This window comes from Bradyrhizobium sp. 137 (genome assembly GCF_023074095.1).
Classification (GTDB): domain Bacteria; phylum Pseudomonadota; class Alphaproteobacteria; order Rhizobiales; family Xanthobacteraceae; genus Bradyrhizobium.
The window spans coordinates 1-13,983 of sequence record NZ_JADPKU010000026.1; the positions used below are offsets into that span (position 1 = coordinate 1).

Consider the following 13,983-nt stretch of genomic DNA (forward strand, 5'->3'; position numbering starts at 1 on the left):
TGCGCTCAATCGTCCGGTCATAGCTGTTGTCGCGCATCGGATCGTCCTCCGCTGGAGCGATCCAATCAGCGAATTAGTGAACATGCACAGCAATGACGGTTGAGGCGAGACGCCAGCTTACGCTGCCAGCGCCTTCGTGAGGTTCTCGGCGACCTTGTCGAGAAAGCCGGTGGTCGAGAGCCAGCGCTGGTCGGCGCCGACCAAGAGTGCGAGATCCTTGGTCATGTAGCCGGCTTCGACGGTGTCGACGCAGACCTTCTCCAGCGTGTTCGCGAACTTGGCGAGCTCGGCATTGTTGTCGAGCTTGGCGCGATGCGACAGGCCGCGCGTCCAGGCGAAGATCGAGGCGATGGAATTGGTTGAGGTCTCCTTGCCCTTCTGGTGCTCGCGGTAGTGGCGGGTCACCGTGCCGTGGGCGGCTTCGGCTTCCACCGTCTTGCCGTCGGGGGTGAGCAGCACCGAGGTCATCAGGCCGAGCGAGCCGTAGCCCTGCGCAACCGTGTCGGACTGCACGTCGCCATCGTAATTCTTACAGGCCCAGACGTAGCCGCCGGACCATTTCAGCGCCGAGGCCACCATGTCGTCGATCAGGCGGTGCTCATAGGTCAGGCCCTTGGCGTCGAATTCCTTCTTGAACTCGCGGTCGAAGATATCCTGGAAGATGTCCTTGAAGCGGCCGTCATAGACCTTCAGAATCGTGTTCTTGGTCGACAGATAGACCGGGTAGCCGCGCAGCAGGCCGTAGTTGAAGGAGGCGCGGGCGAAGTCGATGATGGAGTCATCGAGATTGTACATCTCCATGGCGACGCCGGCGCCCGGCGCCTTGAACACTTCCTTCTCGATCACGGTGCCGTCCTCGCCGACGAACTTCAGCGAGAGGGTGCCCTTGCCCGGGAACTTGATATCCGTGGCGCGGTACTGGTCGCCATAGGCGTGGCGGCCAATGATGATCGGCTTGGTCCAGCCGGGAACGAGACGCGGCACGTTCTTGCAGATGATCGGCTCGCGGAAGATCACGCCGCCGAGGATGTTGCGGATGGTGCCGTTCGGCGACTTCCACATCTGTTTGAGATTGAACTCCTTCACCCGGGCTTCATCAGGGGTGATGGTGGCGCACTTGACGCCGACGCCGACCTTCTTGATCGCCTCGGCGGCGTCGATGGTGACCTGATCGTTGGTGTGGTCGCGGTATTCCATCCCCAGGTCGAAATAGAGCAGCTCGACGTCAAGGAACGGGTTGATCAGCTTGTCCTTGATGTACTGCCAGATGATCCGGGTCATCTCGTCGCCATCGAGTTCGACGACGGGATTGGATACCTTGATTTTTGCCATGATCGGGGAAGCCTCTTGGGAACGGCGCTTTGGGCGCGCCACGGGAATATCCGGCGCCTCTTAGCACCGCCGCGCGGCGGGCGAAAGCCAAGGGATTATGCACTTTTAGCCCATCCAGCTTGCGCAGACGGGAAGCGGCAGCCGGCTCCCCGGCCGGGCCGGGCTGACGTTCCAGGCGAGATTCAAAAGTCGAATCCAAGCCGTTATTTCCCTTGAGAATTCTGTCAGGACAGGCAAACGACAAGCGGCGATGCGGCCGGTCCGGTGGGCCGGCTTGAATCAACTCCTGAAGCGGCCTCTGCAAGGCCTTGAGAGACAGCGTGAAAGCGAAGTGAGATGTCGGGGACTGACAAGAGCAAAGCGGGGCTTTCCCTCGACGGTCCCATCGTGATCCTGGTCGAGCCGCAGCTCGGGGAAAACATCGGCATGGCCGCGCGCGCCATGGGCAATTTTGCGCTTGCCGCCTTGCGCATCGTCAATCCCCGCGACGGCTGGCCCAACATCGCCGCGCAGCGCGCCGCGGCCGGCGCCGACCACATTCTGGAAAAGGCCGAACTGTTCGAGACGGTGGAAGAGGCCGTCGCCGATCTCGATCTGTTGTTCGCCACCACGGCGCGGGCCCACGACCAGGCCAAGCCGGTGGTCGGGCCGGAGGCGGCAGCGGCCGAGATCTCGGGTCACATCGCCACAGGGGGCAAGGCCGGTATCCTGTTCGGCCGGGAGCGCTGGGGCCTGACCAACGAGGAGGTCGGGCTCGCCAACCGTATCATCACCTTCCCGGTCAATCCTGGCTTTGCCTCGCTCAACCTCGCCCAGGCCGTGCTGCTGGTCGGCTATGAATGGTTCAAGCGCGCCACGTCAGGCGAGCTGCCGCACGGCATGCCCGAGCGCTCCGAACGCGCCTCGCAGCACCAGATGCAGGCCTTCTTCGACAACCTCGTGCGCGAGCTCGACAAGGTGGAATTTTTGCGCCCGGCCGAGAAGCGGGACACCATGCTGGTCAACCTGCGCAACATCTTCACCCGGATGGAGCCGACCAAGCAGGACATGCACACGCTGCACGGCGTGGTGATGGCGATCGCGGAAGGCCGCAAGGGCCCGGCCAAGGGCGGCGTGCTCGACGGCGAGCAGGCGACGCGCCTGCGCGCGCTCTTGGCCGAGCACGGGCAGGGCGGCAGCGTGCCTGACAGCGGCTCGACTGTGCGCGGGCTCGCGCGCCTGCTCCGCCGCAACCCGACCGACGCCGAGCGCCTGCTGTGGCAGGCGCTGACCCGCGACCGCCGCTTCGCCGGCCAGTTCAAGCGCCAGACCCCAGTGGGGCGGCACATTCCCGACTTCGTCTCCTTCCCGCACCGGATCGCGATCGAGCTGGTCAACGCGGGCGAAGGGGAAGCCATTGCGGCAGATCGCGCGTCGCGGCAGGCTTGGCTGGAGGCGCGGGATTATCGCGTGCTGGAGATCCGGGCGGCGGACGTGGAGCGCGATCTGGAGGCGGAGCTGGTGCGGCTGCAGGGGCTGATGTCGGAAGGATCGAGCGCTTCGTAGCAGGTAGCCTCAGACAGGGTGCCACCATCGAACAAAGACTATTGGCTGCTTCGTCGAGCAACGTCTTCGATAACGTTGCTCTTATCGCAGTCGCTGGAGAACGCGCGGAGAGGACATCATCGACGAGCGGGCGGTCAGGCGGATTCACGGACTTGCCGTCACGAGAGGCGCCGCCATGAAGCGCTAGCCTCATTTATTGGCACGCTTCGTGCCTCCCAAAGCGGCAGGCCCGGCACAATGCCGAACCAAGAGGAGACCCTGACATGAAACGCGAAGACCTCACCGAAAAGCTGCTCGACATCAAGCGCGAGAAGGGCTGGAGTTGGAAATACATCTGCGAGAAGATCGGCGGCTATTCCGAAGTGCTGATAACGGGCGCGATCCTCGGCCAGATGAAATTGACAAAACCGCAGGCCGCCAACGCCGGCGAGCTGTTCGGCCTGTCGAAGGCGGAAGTTGCGATGCTCAACGAGGTGCCGATGCGCGGCACCGGCACGCCGATGCCGCCGACCGATCCCCTGATCTATCGCTTCTACGAAATGGTGATGGTGAACGGCCCGGCCTGGAAGGCGCTGATCGAGGAAGAGTTCGGCGACGGCATCATGTCGGCGATCGACTTCGACATGGGAATCGAGCGCGTCGCCAACCCGAAGGGCGACCGCGTCAAGATCACCATGAGCGGCAAGTTCCTGCCGTACAAATATTACGGCGCCAGCGGTAACGTGCCGGAATACGGCTTCAAGGAGGGGTGATTCAGCTCTGTCATTCCAGACGCCGCGCCAGCGGCGATCCGGAATTCCGAGATTCTCAGGTGCGCACTTGCGCACCTGAGTTCGGACCTGCGGACCGCCCCGGAACGATGGTGTGTGTGGATGCGCCTCGCGTCTACTTTCCCGCCTTCACCTCGGCGGCCGCCACTGCGAGCAATTCGCTCATCTTGGCGCGAATCGCCTGCTCGGTGACGGCAACGTTCTTGGCGGCGAAATCGGCCATGATCTTGCGCAGGACGTCGGCATCGCCGGCCTCCTCGAAATCCGCCGCGACCACCTCCTTGGCATAGGCAGTGGCGGCATCGCCGGTGATGCCGAGCTTTTCCGCCGCCCACAGGCCGAGCAGCCGGTTGCGGCGGGCCTCTGCCTTGAATTTCTGCTCCTCGTCGAGGGCGAACTTCTTCTCGAAACCTTCCTGCCGCTTGTCGAACTCGCTCATGCCTTGTTCCAAATCCCTCTGAATGGAGCGGAGCCTTCCGTTGCGGCGCCCCGACTGCATGCCTACATAGATAGCAGATATCGGCAAAACAACGGGCCGTTAAGCCGCAGTCAAGGCGGTATAAGTCGGCGTCGGATGGACCGGATCGATTGTGCTGGGACAGCCAATCGGATAGGTTGCCTGAAGGTTTGGTTCCTGTTCTGTTTCCAGAGGTTCCAGGCCGTTCACGGCAGCTCCGCTGTGGGTCGTAATCCTAGTCAACCGGAGCACACCAGATTCATGGATTTCAACAAAACACGGTACATCCCAATGAGCCGTCGGCGTCGCATTTATGAAGGCAAGGCAAAGGTTCTCTATGAAGGCCCGGAGCCCGGTACCCTGATCCAGCACTTCAAGGATGACGCCACCGCGTTCAATGCGAAAAAGCATCAGGTGATCGAGGGCAAGGGTGTCCTCAACAACCGGATCTCGGAGTACCTGTTTCAGCACCTCAACGACATCGGGGTGCCGACCCATTTCATCCGCCGGCTCAACATGCGCGAGCAGTTGATTCGCGAGGTCGAGATCGTGCCGCTGGAAGTGGTGGTGCGGAACGTTGCCGCCGGCTCGCTGTCGCAGCGCCTCGGCATCGAGGAGGGCACCCAACTGCCCCGTTCGATCATCGAGTTCTACTACAAGAATGACCAGCTCAACGACCCCATGGTGTCGGAAGAGCACATCACTGCGTTCGGCTGGGCGACGCCGCAGGAGATCGACGACATCATGGCGCTCGCCATCCGCGTCAACGATTTCCTCACCGGCCTCTTCCTCGGCATCGGCATCCGCCTCGTCGACTTCAAGATGGAGTGCGGCCGCCTGTTCGAGAACGAGATGATGCGGATTATCGTCGCCGACGAGATCTCGCCGGACTCCTGCCGTCTATGGGACATCAAGTCGAACGAGAAGCTCGACAAGGACCGCTTCCGCAGAGACCTTGGCGGCCTGCTCGAGGCCTATACCGAAGTCGCAAAGCGCCTCGGCATCCTCATGGAGAACGAGCGTCCGCAGGGCTCCGGCCCAGTGCTGGTGAAAAGCTGAAAGAGGATCTTTGACGTGAAGGCACGTGTTACCGTTACCTTGAAAACGGGTATCCTCGATCCGCAAGGCAAGGCCATCGAAGGCGCGCTGAAGTCGCTCGGCGTCGACGGCATCGCCAGCGTCCGGCAAGGCAAGGTGTTCGACATCGAGCTCGCCGGCGCCGACAAGGCCAAGGCGGAAGCCGCGCTGAAGGAAGCCGCCGACAAGCTGCTGGCGAACACCGTGATCGAGAATTATCGGGTCGAGATCGTCTAATGCGCGTGCCGCTCACAGCCATCCCACGCTGCGAAAACGCCAGTACAGCGCGCCGCATGCCGTCAGCATCACGCCGAGCAGCATGTAATAGCCGTATTCCCATTCCAGCTCCGGCATGTGCTTGAAGTTCATGCCGTAGATGCCGGCGAGGGCAGTCGGGATGGCGATGATCGCGAGCCAGGAGGCGAGCTTCTTGGACACCGCCGTCTCCTGCGCCTGGCCGACCAGCAGGCTCGCCTCGAAGGCGAAGGCCAGCACCTCGCGCATGGAATCGATGCGCTCCTGGATGTTGCGGACGTGGTCCGTGACGTCGCGGAACAGCGGCTGCATGGCTTGGCGCACCATGGCGAGTTCGTCGTGCTCCAGCCGGCGGCAAACCTCCACCAGCGGGCCGATCGCGGTCCTGAGCCGCAACAGGTCGCGGCGCAGCATGTAAAGCCGCTCGATCTGCGCCTTGCTGATCGGCTTGGAGAGCACGTCGTCCTCGATGGCCTCGACTTCATCGTGAATGCTTTCGAGCACGGGCGAGTAATTGTCGACGATGAAATCGAGGATGGCGTAGAGGATGTAATCCTCGCCGCGCGCCAGCGCCCGCGGGCAGCTTTCGCAGCGTTCGCGTACCGGCGTGTAGGAGGTCGAAGCGCCGTGGCGCACCGACACCAGATAGCCTTCGCCGACGAAGATGTGCGTCTCGCCGAAGGCGATGCGGCCCTCGATCAATTGCGCGGTGCGCGCGACGATGAACAGAGCCTCGCCATATTGCTCGATCTTGGGCCGCTGATGGGCGTGGTTGGCGTCCTCGATGGCGAGCTCGTGCAAATCGAACTGCTTCTGCACGGCGCCGAGGAGCGCCATGTCGGGTTCGTGCAGGCCGATCCAGACCACGTGTCCGGGCTTGGCCCGCCAGCTCGAGGCCTCGCTGATGGCGATATTGGCAACGCGGCGGCCGTCGACATAGGCGCCGGCCGCGACGACGCCCTCGGCGGACACCGGTTCGGCAGGAGATGCGGACAGCGACGGGACGTTCATGGCTTCAATCCCGGGCAATTCGAGCGGCCAAACCGCATGCGGCCATGGCCTGTGTACAAGGCCCTTTGCCGAGGCTAGCACTGGTAAAATCCCCGTCAAATCGTTATGTCTCTTGGCGAATTGGCCCTCCCTGCCATCTCGATTCCAGCCACCGTCGGAACATTACGCCATGAAAGCCGCCATCCTCGTCTTTCCCGGAATCAACCGCGAGCGCGACATGGCGCGTGCCTTGAGGCTGATCTCCGGCCGCGAGCCCGTGATGGTGTGGCACGCCGAGACTTCACTGCCTGCGGGCACCGACCTCGTGGTGGTGCCGGGCGGCTTCTCCTATGGCGACTATTTGCGCTGCGGCGCGATCGCGGCGCGCGCGCCCGTAATGGACGCGGTGCGCGACTATGCAGCCAAGGGCGGCCTCGTGCTCGGCGTCTGCAACGGTTTCCAGATCCTCTGCGAATCCGGCCTGTTGCCGGGCGTCTTGATGCGCAATGCGCGGCTGAAATTCATCTGCCACGACGTGCATCTGCGGGTCGAGCGTTCCGACACGCCGTTCACCCGCGGCTACAATGCCGGGCAGGTGATCCGCGTGCCCGTCGCGCATGGCGAGGGCAATTACGAGGCGGACGAAGAGACTATCAAGCGGCTCGAAGGCGAGGGGCGGGTGCTCTATCGCTACTGCTCCCCTGAGGGCGTGGTTGATGAGACCCATAACATCAACGGCGCGGCGCATTCCATCGCCGGCATCGTCAACGACAAGGGCAACGTGCTCGGCATGATGCCGCATCCGGAAAACCACGTCGAAGACATCATGGGCTGCACTGACGGCCGCGGCCTGTTCGCCGGCCTCGTCCAGTATTTGGAAAAAGCCGCGTGATCTGGTTCGTGCTGAAGCGCTCGCTCGCCGCGCTCGCGGCGCTGTCGTTCGCGACCGTTGCGTTCGCGCAGGATTATCCCAAGCGTCCAATCACCATGATCGTGCCGTTCGCGGCCGGCGGCACCTCGGACGTGATCGCGCGGACCGTGGCCGAGCAGATGGGCATCGCGCTCGGCCAGACCATGGTGATCGAGAACGTCGCCGGCGCCGGCGGCTCGACGGCGCTGGCACGCGCCTCCCGCGCCGAGCCCGACGGCTACACCATCGCGATCGGCAATGCCGGCACCAACGCGGCGACCTACACGATCTATCCAAAGCTGCCGTTCACGCCGGAATCGTTCGTGCCGATCGCCATGGTGGCGAAGACGTTCGGCGTCGTCGCCGTGCGCAAGGATTTTCCGGCCAAGGACCTGAAAGAGTTCATCGCCTACGCCAAGGCCAATCCAGGCAAGATCAATCTCGGCCATGCCGGCGTCGGCTCCTCGAACTATCTGATCTGCAAGAGCTTCGTCACCGCCGCCGGGATCGACGCGACGCTGGTCGGCTATCGCGGTGCCGCGCCCGCGCTGACCGATGCGATCGGCGGCCAGATCGACGGCGTCTGCGATGCGGCCGCCTCCGTCTCGCAAGCAATCAACGACAAGCTGGTAAAGGGCCTCGTGGTCGGCTCGACCGTGCGGCTGGCCTCTTTGCCCGATCTGCCGACATCAGCCGAAGCCGGCCTAGCCGAATTCGAGGCGCAGGGCTGGAACGGCCTGTTCGCGCCCAAGGGCACCCCGCCGGCCGTGATCGCCAAGCTGAATGCCGCCGCGCGCACGGCTGTGGAATCCGACGCGGTGAAGAAGCGCTTCGCTGACCTCTCGACCGTTGCGCCCGATCCCGACGAGCACACGCCGGAAGTGCTGCAAAAGCTCGTGACGCGCGACGTGGAAAAATACCGGAAAATGCTCGCGGACGAGGCCAAGTAGCGGCCAGCCTTCGATCGACAATCATTCATTTGTTTCAGGCGGCGCAGCTATGGTTGCGCATCACTAGCGCCTGACCGAAAGTCAGCTCAATCAGGAGGGGTCGGGCTCGTCACAAAAATGGAGCGGAAGAAGGGGGCGCATCTTCCTCGTGGCGGCCGCTACGCCCCATCTCATCCCGCTCTAGCGCAGCTTCAGCCGTTCGGTCGGCACCGTCATTGCCGCAACACCGGCCATGACCAGCAGCAGACCCAGCGCGAGGTTCGACGGCACGCTCTCGCCGAGCAGCAGCACGGAGAGGCCGACGCCGATCGGGATGCGCAAATAGCCTTGGGCGTTCGTCGTGAGCGTGCCGAGCCGCCCGAGGCAGACATAGAACAGCATCAAGCCCAATGCGCTCGACACGATGCCCATGACGATGGTGGCGGTGATCGCGGTCGGCGTCGGGTGCAGCGTCCAGGGCTGGTCGATGAGAAGCGAGGGCGGCAGCAGGATGATGCCGCCGAACAGCAGCGAACCGGCCGCCACCACCATCGGGTCGTAATCGGACAGGCGCAGGCCGAAGATCGTGGCGCAGGCAAACGAGATGGTGGCGAAGAGGATCGCGACCTCCGCGATGATCTCGCGACTGAGCCCGCGCAGCGCATCGAGGCCGACGATGAGAATCGTGCCGGCAAGCCCGAGGATCGCGCCCGCGAGCTTGAGCAGCGTCGCCGGCTCGTGCCGCGTGATCAGCGATGTGATCAGGAAGGCGAAGATCGGCGTCGTCGAAGCCAGCACCACCGTGTTCGACGCCGGCACATATTGCTGCGACCAGGTGATGATCAGGAACGGAAAGGTCGAGTTGATCAATTGCTGGGTCGCGAACAGCTTCCAGGCTTTCGCGTCGGTCGGGATCGTGACGCCGCGCATCCACAGGATCGCGAACAGGAAGGCGGCCGCGATCAGCGAGCGCGCCGCGATGAAGGTGATGGGTGGGATCGTGTCCAGCGCCAGCTTGGCCAGCGGATAGGTCGAGCTCCAGCAGCAGGCCAGCGCCAGCAGCAGCGCGAAGTCGCGCCAGCTGCGTGCCCCGGTGGTGGCGATTGACGGCAACGGCGTTGATGCGGACGCCGTCGTGCGACCCGCCTCCGATGTGCTCTGCGGCACCTTGTTCTTGCTCCCCGGCGCACAAGCGCTTGACCAACTCTGGGCGAGGGAGCGTGAAAAGGGAAGGCGTCGAGCTATGCGTTTGGCTGGGGCTGCGGCTTCCGCTTCACCCGCTTGATCGTCCCGGAAAAAGTGAACAGCGGCCGTCCGTCGGAGGCCAGCTTGCCACGCAGGAAGATCAGCGAGCCGCCGGCGCGAGACACTTCGCCCACGCATTCGATCAACTCGCCCTCGCGTGCTGCATCGAGGAAGTCGCAGGCGAAATTGGTGGTCACGGCAGGCCCATCCAGCTCATGGGTGGCGATTGCAAACAGGCAATAATCGGCGAATGCCATGAAGCAGCCGCCATGGACGTTGCCGGAGCCGTTGAGGTGCTTCCTCTCCACCCGGAAGGCGCAGCGGACGCTGCCGTCCGCCTCGATCCGGTGCCAGAAGGGGCCGACATGGGATTCAAAACTGTCGCGAATCCAGGTCCGCCAGCCCTTGAATTCGCCGTCTGTGGCGACGTGGAGGTCGGGGCGGCGGGGCGGAGGGGCTTTGGTCAATTCGTGCAAGGACGTGGGCCTTCAATTGCGGGTCTTTAGCCCTTAAATCCGATCCGTCCGCGCCGTGCAATTCCTGTTCCCGCAGGTCGCCTGCCGCAAAACGTGGGACAGCGGGAAAATGCGCCACAAAGGGCTTTTCGTGAGCCCCCGATGTTCCTAAGAACGGCCAAACGCTGCCGAAAGCCCCCAATCCATGAAGAATGAACCCAAGATCACCCCAGAACTGGTTGCCGCCCACGGGCTCAAGCCCGACGAGTATGAGCGCATCCTCAAGCTGATCGGGCGGGAGCCGACCTTCACGGAACTCGGCATCTTCTCGGCGATGTGGAACGAGCATTGCTCGTACAAGTCCTCACGCATCCATTTGCGTGGTCTGCCGACCAAGGCGCCCTGGGTGATCCAGGGGCCCGGCGAGAATGCCGGCGTGATCGATATCGGGGATGGGCAGGCTGTGGTCTTCAAGATGGAGAGCCACAACCACCCGAGCTACATCGAGCCGTACCAGGGCGCGACCACCGGCGTCGGCGGCATTTTGCGCGACGTCTTCACCATGGGCGCGCGTCCGGTCGCTTGCCTCAATGCGCTGAGCTTCGGCGCGCCGGAACATCCCAAGACGCGGCATCTCGTCTCGGGCGTGGTGGCTGGCGTCGGCGGCTATGGCAATTCCTTCGGCGTGCCGACGGTCGGCGGGCAGGTGCGCTTCCACACCCGCTATGACGGCAACATCCTCGTCAACGCGATGGCCGTGGGCCTCGCCGATGCCGACAAGATCTTCTATGCGGCTGCCTCCGGCGTGAACATGCCGATCGTCTATTTGGGCTCCAAGACCGGGCGCGACGGCATTCATGGCGCCTCGATGGCGTCGGCCGAGTTCGACGACAAATCCGAGGAGAAGCGCCCGACCGTGCAGGTCGGCGATCCCTTCGCCGAGAAGCTGCTGCTCGAGGCCTGCCTCGAGATCATGGAGAAGGGCTGCGTCATCGCGATCCAGGACATGGGCGCGGCGGGCCTGACCTGCTCGGCGGTCGAGATGGGCGCCAAGGGCGACCTCGGCGTCGATCTCGATCTCGATGCGGTGCCGACGCGCGAGACCGGCATGAGCGCCTACGAGATGATGCTCTCGGAGAGCCAGGAGCGCATGCTCATGGTGCTCAAGCCCGAGAAGGAGAAAGAGGCCGAGGCGATCTTCAGGAAGTGGGGGCTCGACTTCGCTGTCGTCGGCTACACCACGCCGAGCAAGCGTTTCGTGGTCAAGCATGGCGGCGACGTCATGGCTGATCTGCCGATCAAGGAGCTCGGCGACGAGGCGCCGGTCTATGACCGCCCGCATGTCCCCTCCGCCGCGCTGCCGATCGTGCACGCCCGCGACGTGCCGGCGCCGATGGGCCTCGGTGCGGCCTTGGAGAAGCTGATCGGCACGCCGGACATGTGCAGCAAGCGCTGGATCTGGGAGCAGTACGACCACGTCATTCTCGGCAACACCATGCAGCGTCCCGGCGGCGATGCCGCCGTGGTGCGCGTGCAGGACGGGCCGAAGGGCCTGGCGCTCACTGTCGATGTCACGCCGCGCTATTGCGAGGCCGATCCGTTCGAGGGTGGCAAGCAGGCGGTGGCGGAAGCCTGGCGTAACATCACCGCGGTCGGCGGCAAGCCGCTGGCGATCACCGACAACCTCAATTTCGGCAATCCTGAACGGCCCGAGATCATGGGCCAGTTCGTCGGCTGCCTGCAGGGCATCTCGGAAGCCTGCCGTACGCTCGACTTCCCGGTCGTCTCCGGCAATGTCTCGCTCTACAACGAGACCAACGGCCGGGCGATCCTGCCGACACCCTCGATCGGCGGCGTCGGTCTGCTCGACGATTTCACCAAGTCTGCCTCCCTGGCCTTCAAAGCCGAGGGCGAAGCGATCCTGCTGATCGGCGAGACCCATGGCTGGCTCGGCCAGTCGGTGTACCTGCGCGACATCTGCGGTCGCGAGGAGGGCGCCCCGCCGCCGGTCGATCTTAGCGCCGAAAAGCGCAACGGCGATTGCGTGCGCGGCATGATCCATGCGGGCACCGCGACGGCCGTGCACGACCTCTCCGATGGCGGTCTGCTGGTCGCGCTCGCCGAAATGGCGATGGCGAGCGGCATCGGCGCAAGACTGCTCGCAGCACCGACCGCGCTCGTTCCGCAGGCCTATTGGTTCGGCGAGGACCAGGCGCGCTATCTCGTCACCGTGCCGGAAACGGAGGCCGGCCGCGTGCTCGCCAAGATGCGCGGCTGCGAGGTGCCCTGCGTGCGCATCGGCACCACTGGTGGCGATGCGGTTGCGATCTCAGGTGAAGCGGCGGTGGCGATCGACGTGTTGCGTCAGTCGTTCGAGCGCTGGCTGCCGGAGTATATGGGCGGGAAGGTGGCCTGAGCGGCTTCCGCATACTCAGACCCGGATTACGCCTCACAACACGTGCGACGCGCCCGGAATCTTCCGCAACGCCGCAGTCAGGCCCCAGCTCAGGATCACCGTGAGCACGAAGCCGATCGCCGCCTTCGCGATCGCAGGCCACGCATAGTCGAACAGGGCGTACTGGATCCACAGCGCGATCGGATAATGCACCAGGAACATGCCGTAGGCATCCGCCTGCATGCGGTCGAGCAGGGTCGACCCCGGCGCCTTCGAATGCAGGAAGAAGGCGAGAATCGCGAGCAGGATCGAGGCCGAGAACAGCACGACGAAGGTGCCGTAGAACACATGATACCAGTGCGGCAGCCGATCCGGATTCCCGAGGATCTCACGCTTGATATAGATCATGCCCCACATCAGGCAGTAGGGGATCAGCGTGACGACCACCCACAGCCAGCGGGTTTTCGGCAACTGGCCCTCGGCGCTGAGCACACCGCGGTCGAAGTTCGCCGCACCGACGCTGACGCCTATGAAGAAATACGCGAAATAGAGCAGGATGCGGCTCGCCTGCACCGAGAACGGCCCGAACTCGAACCACTTGTTGGCCCCGAAATAGACCAGCGCCGGCACGTAGACGATGACACTGATGGCCGCGAGCAGCAGCCAGAATAGGGCCGGCTGCTCGAAACCGCGCACCGAGATGCGGTTGACCGGATCGACCAGATGCGCCGAGACCCGGTAGAGCAGGCTCGCCGTCAGGTCGAACGCCAGCAGCACCCAGACGAACCAGATCGGGCCGCTCGGCCACGGGCCCGCCGTCACCGTCTTCCACCAGAACGAAGCGAAGGTCAGCTCCGGCTCCTGCCGCAGCGCGATCGCGTAATAAGCGAGCGGAATGACGGTGAAGGCCGCGATCACGAACGGCAGCCCGAGGCGCAACAGGCGGTCGCGGAGAAAGACTGACGGCGCCTTGCGCGCGATGCCCGGCCAGGTGAACAGTCCCGACAGGAAGAAGAACATCGCCATGAAGAAGCTGTCAGTGGCGAGCACGATCACGTCGAAGCCGGCCCAGGAGGCCGGATCGGTGTGACCGAAATGCGTGTAGGGGATCACCGCGTGATGCAGCAGCACGACCAGCGTCAGGAAGGTGCGGGCGCGATCGAGCGACAAATTGCGCGCCTTGCTCTTGGGCGCAGCATGCGCCTCCGCGCCGATCGTCGCTGAATGTGACATCGTGATCATCGTTGCCCCGCGCTCCCGCTCCCGGTGCGGACTGTGCCGCCGGGAACCAGATTCATCAAGGGCCCTTTGGGCCGCCCCCAGTCATAGGAACCAGTTCCGCGCAGCGAAGTTAGCGTTCGCGAAAAAGGTGTGAGGGCCGCGAGGGGGCGGCACCAATTCGGAGGCGGCGATGACGATCCTGAAGTGGGCGCTGATCTTCTTACTTGTCTCGATCGTGGCCGGTGTGCTCGGCTTCACCGGCATTTCGGCCGCCTCCGCCGATATCGCCCGCTTCCTGTTCTACGTCTTCGTCGTGATCTTCCTGGTGCTGCTAATATTGGGGCTCACGATCTTCAGGGCGTAGCCCCGCGGCATCCATGCTTACACTCGTCATGGCCGGCG

Annotated in this window: 14 protein-coding genes; 8 read left to right on the forward strand and 6 right to left on the reverse strand. The window is 63.9% G+C overall.

The window, feature by feature from the left end; all coding sequences use genetic code 11:
• Positions 1 to 117: 117 nt before the first annotated feature.
• Positions 118 to 1,332 (reverse strand): NADP-dependent isocitrate dehydrogenase, encoded by a 1,215-nt coding sequence (locus IVA78_RS04370; protein ID WP_247280674.1) that lies wholly within the window; start codon positions 1,330 to 1,332, stop codon positions 118 to 120.
• Positions 1,333 to 1,668: 336 nt separating this feature from the next.
• Between IVA78_RS04370 and IVA78_RS04375 the strand changes: the two genes are divergently transcribed.
• Both IVA78_RS04375 and cynS read left to right on the forward strand, forming a co-directional pair.
• Positions 1,669 to 2,877 (forward strand): TrmJ/YjtD family RNA methyltransferase, encoded by a 1,209-nt coding sequence (locus IVA78_RS04375; protein WP_247418770.1) that lies wholly within the window; start codon positions 1,669 to 1,671, stop codon positions 2,875 to 2,877.
• Positions 2,878 to 3,140: 263 nt separating this feature from the next.
• Positions 3,141 to 3,629: a cyanase gene (cynS, locus tag IVA78_RS04380; RefSeq protein ID WP_247280676.1), complete on the forward strand. Its 489-nt coding sequence runs from the start codon at positions 3,141 to 3,143 to the stop codon at positions 3,627 to 3,629.
• A 133-nt stretch (positions 3,630 to 3,762) separates the two neighbouring features.
• Here the strand turns inward: cynS and IVA78_RS04385 are convergent, their stop codons facing one another.
• Positions 3,763 to 4,086: a DUF1476 domain-containing protein gene (locus tag IVA78_RS04385; protein WP_247280677.1), complete on the reverse strand. Its 324-nt coding sequence runs from the start codon at positions 4,084 to 4,086 to the stop codon at positions 3,763 to 3,765.
• A gap of 309 nt (positions 4,087 to 4,395) precedes the next feature.
• Between IVA78_RS04385 and purC the strand changes: the two genes are divergently transcribed.
• Together purC and purS are read left to right on the forward strand one after the other, a co-directional pair.
• On the forward strand, positions 4,396 to 5,163 hold the full coding sequence (purC, locus tag IVA78_RS04390) for a phosphoribosylaminoimidazolesuccinocarboxamide synthase (RefSeq protein WP_173015815.1): 768 nt from the start codon (positions 4,396 to 4,398) through the stop codon (positions 5,161 to 5,163).
• A 15-nt stretch (positions 5,164 to 5,178) separates the two neighbouring features.
• Positions 5,179 to 5,418: a phosphoribosylformylglycinamidine synthase subunit PurS gene (gene purS / locus IVA78_RS04395; protein WP_247280678.1), complete on the forward strand. Its 240-nt coding sequence runs from the start codon at positions 5,179 to 5,181 to the stop codon at positions 5,416 to 5,418.
• A gap of 12 nt (positions 5,419 to 5,430) precedes the next feature.
• On the opposite strand, the gene IVA78_RS04400 is transcribed toward purS, so the two are convergent.
• Entirely contained in the window at positions 5,431 to 6,447 is a 1,017-nt protein-coding gene (locus IVA78_RS04400; protein ID WP_247280679.1) for a magnesium and cobalt transport protein CorA, read from the reverse strand.
• 169 nt (positions 6,448 to 6,616) lie between these two features.
• On the opposite strand from IVA78_RS04400, the gene purQ reads away from it, so the two are divergent.
• Together purQ and IVA78_RS04410 are read left to right on the forward strand one after the other, a co-directional pair.
• Complete coding sequence (purQ, locus tag IVA78_RS04405; RefSeq protein ID WP_247464614.1) at positions 6,617 to 7,318, forward strand: phosphoribosylformylglycinamidine synthase subunit PurQ; 702 nt, start codon at positions 6,617 to 6,619, stop codon at positions 7,316 to 7,318.
• The gene (locus tag IVA78_RS04410) at positions 7,315 to 8,286 is read left to right on the forward strand and encodes a tripartite tricarboxylate transporter substrate binding protein BugD (RefSeq protein ID WP_247280681.1); all 972 of its coding nucleotides are present in this window, start codon (positions 7,315 to 7,317) and stop codon (positions 8,284 to 8,286) included. Before purQ ends, IVA78_RS04410 begins: the two co-directional genes overlap by 4 nt.
• Positions 8,287 to 8,466: 180 nt before the next feature.
• Here the strand turns inward: IVA78_RS04410 and IVA78_RS04415 are convergent, their stop codons facing one another.
• On the reverse strand, positions 8,467 to 9,432 hold the full coding sequence (locus IVA78_RS04415; protein WP_247280682.1) for a DMT family transporter: 966 nt from the start codon (positions 9,430 to 9,432) through the stop codon (positions 8,467 to 8,469).
• A gap of 74 nt (positions 9,433 to 9,506) precedes the next feature.
• Positions 9,507 to 9,986 (reverse strand): PaaI family thioesterase, encoded by a 480-nt coding sequence (locus IVA78_RS04420; RefSeq protein WP_247280683.1) that lies wholly within the window; start codon positions 9,984 to 9,986, stop codon positions 9,507 to 9,509.
• 184 nt (positions 9,987 to 10,170) lie between these two features.
• Between IVA78_RS04420 and purL the strand changes: the two genes are divergently transcribed.
• Positions 10,171 to 12,381 (forward strand): phosphoribosylformylglycinamidine synthase subunit PurL, encoded by a 2,211-nt coding sequence (purL, locus tag IVA78_RS04425; protein ID WP_247280684.1) that lies wholly within the window; start codon positions 10,171 to 10,173, stop codon positions 12,379 to 12,381.
• 33 nt (positions 12,382 to 12,414) lie between these two features.
• On the opposite strand, the gene IVA78_RS04430 is transcribed toward purL, so the two are convergent.
• A complete protein-coding gene (locus IVA78_RS04430; RefSeq protein WP_247280685.1) occupies positions 12,415 to 13,602 on the reverse strand; it encodes an acyltransferase in 1,188 nt (395 codons plus the stop codon).
• Positions 13,603 to 13,771: 169 nt separating this feature from the next.
• Here IVA78_RS04430 and IVA78_RS04435 point away from each other — a divergent pair, with 169 nt between their 5' ends.
• The gene (locus tag IVA78_RS04435) at positions 13,772 to 13,945 is read left to right on the forward strand and encodes a DUF1328 domain-containing protein (protein WP_007612121.1); all 174 of its coding nucleotides are present in this window, start codon (positions 13,772 to 13,774) and stop codon (positions 13,943 to 13,945) included.
• Positions 13,946 to 13,983 lie beyond the last annotated feature (38 nt).

What these genes read in the sequence shown, in the direction of transcription:
- IVA78_RS04430 (WP_247280685.1), bottom strand. Translation starts at nt 13,602, where the DNA reads ATGATCACGATGTCACATTCAGCGACGATCGGCGCGGAGGCGCATGCT.
- IVA78_RS04375 (WP_247418770.1), top strand. Translation starts at nt 1,669, where the DNA reads ATGTCGGGGACTGACAAGAGCAAAGCGGGGCTTTCCCTCGACGGTCCC.
- purQ (WP_247464614.1), top strand. Translation starts at nt 6,617, where the DNA reads ATGAAAGCCGCCATCCTCGTCTTTCCCGGAATCAACCGCGAGCGCGAC.
- cynS (WP_247280676.1), top strand. Translation starts at nt 3,141, where the DNA reads ATGAAACGCGAAGACCTCACCGAAAAGCTGCTCGACATCAAGCGCGAG.
- IVA78_RS04400 (WP_247280679.1), bottom strand. Translation starts at nt 6,447, where the DNA reads ATGAACGTCCCGTCGCTGTCCGCATCTCCTGCCGAACCGGTGTCCGCC.
- purL (WP_247280684.1), top strand. Translation starts at nt 10,171, where the DNA reads ATGAAGAATGAACCCAAGATCACCCCAGAACTGGTTGCCGCCCACGGG.
- IVA78_RS04385 (WP_247280677.1), bottom strand. Translation starts at nt 4,086, where the DNA reads ATGAGCGAGTTCGACAAGCGGCAGGAAGGTTTCGAGAAGAAGTTCGCC.
- IVA78_RS04435 (WP_007612121.1), top strand. Translation starts at nt 13,772, where the DNA reads ATGACGATCCTGAAGTGGGCGCTGATCTTCTTACTTGTCTCGATCGTG.
- IVA78_RS04370 (WP_247280674.1), bottom strand. Translation starts at nt 1,332, where the DNA reads ATGGCAAAAATCAAGGTATCCAATCCCGTCGTCGAACTCGATGGCGAC.
- purC (WP_173015815.1), top strand. Translation starts at nt 4,396, where the DNA reads ATGAGCCGTCGGCGTCGCATTTATGAAGGCAAGGCAAAGGTTCTCTAT.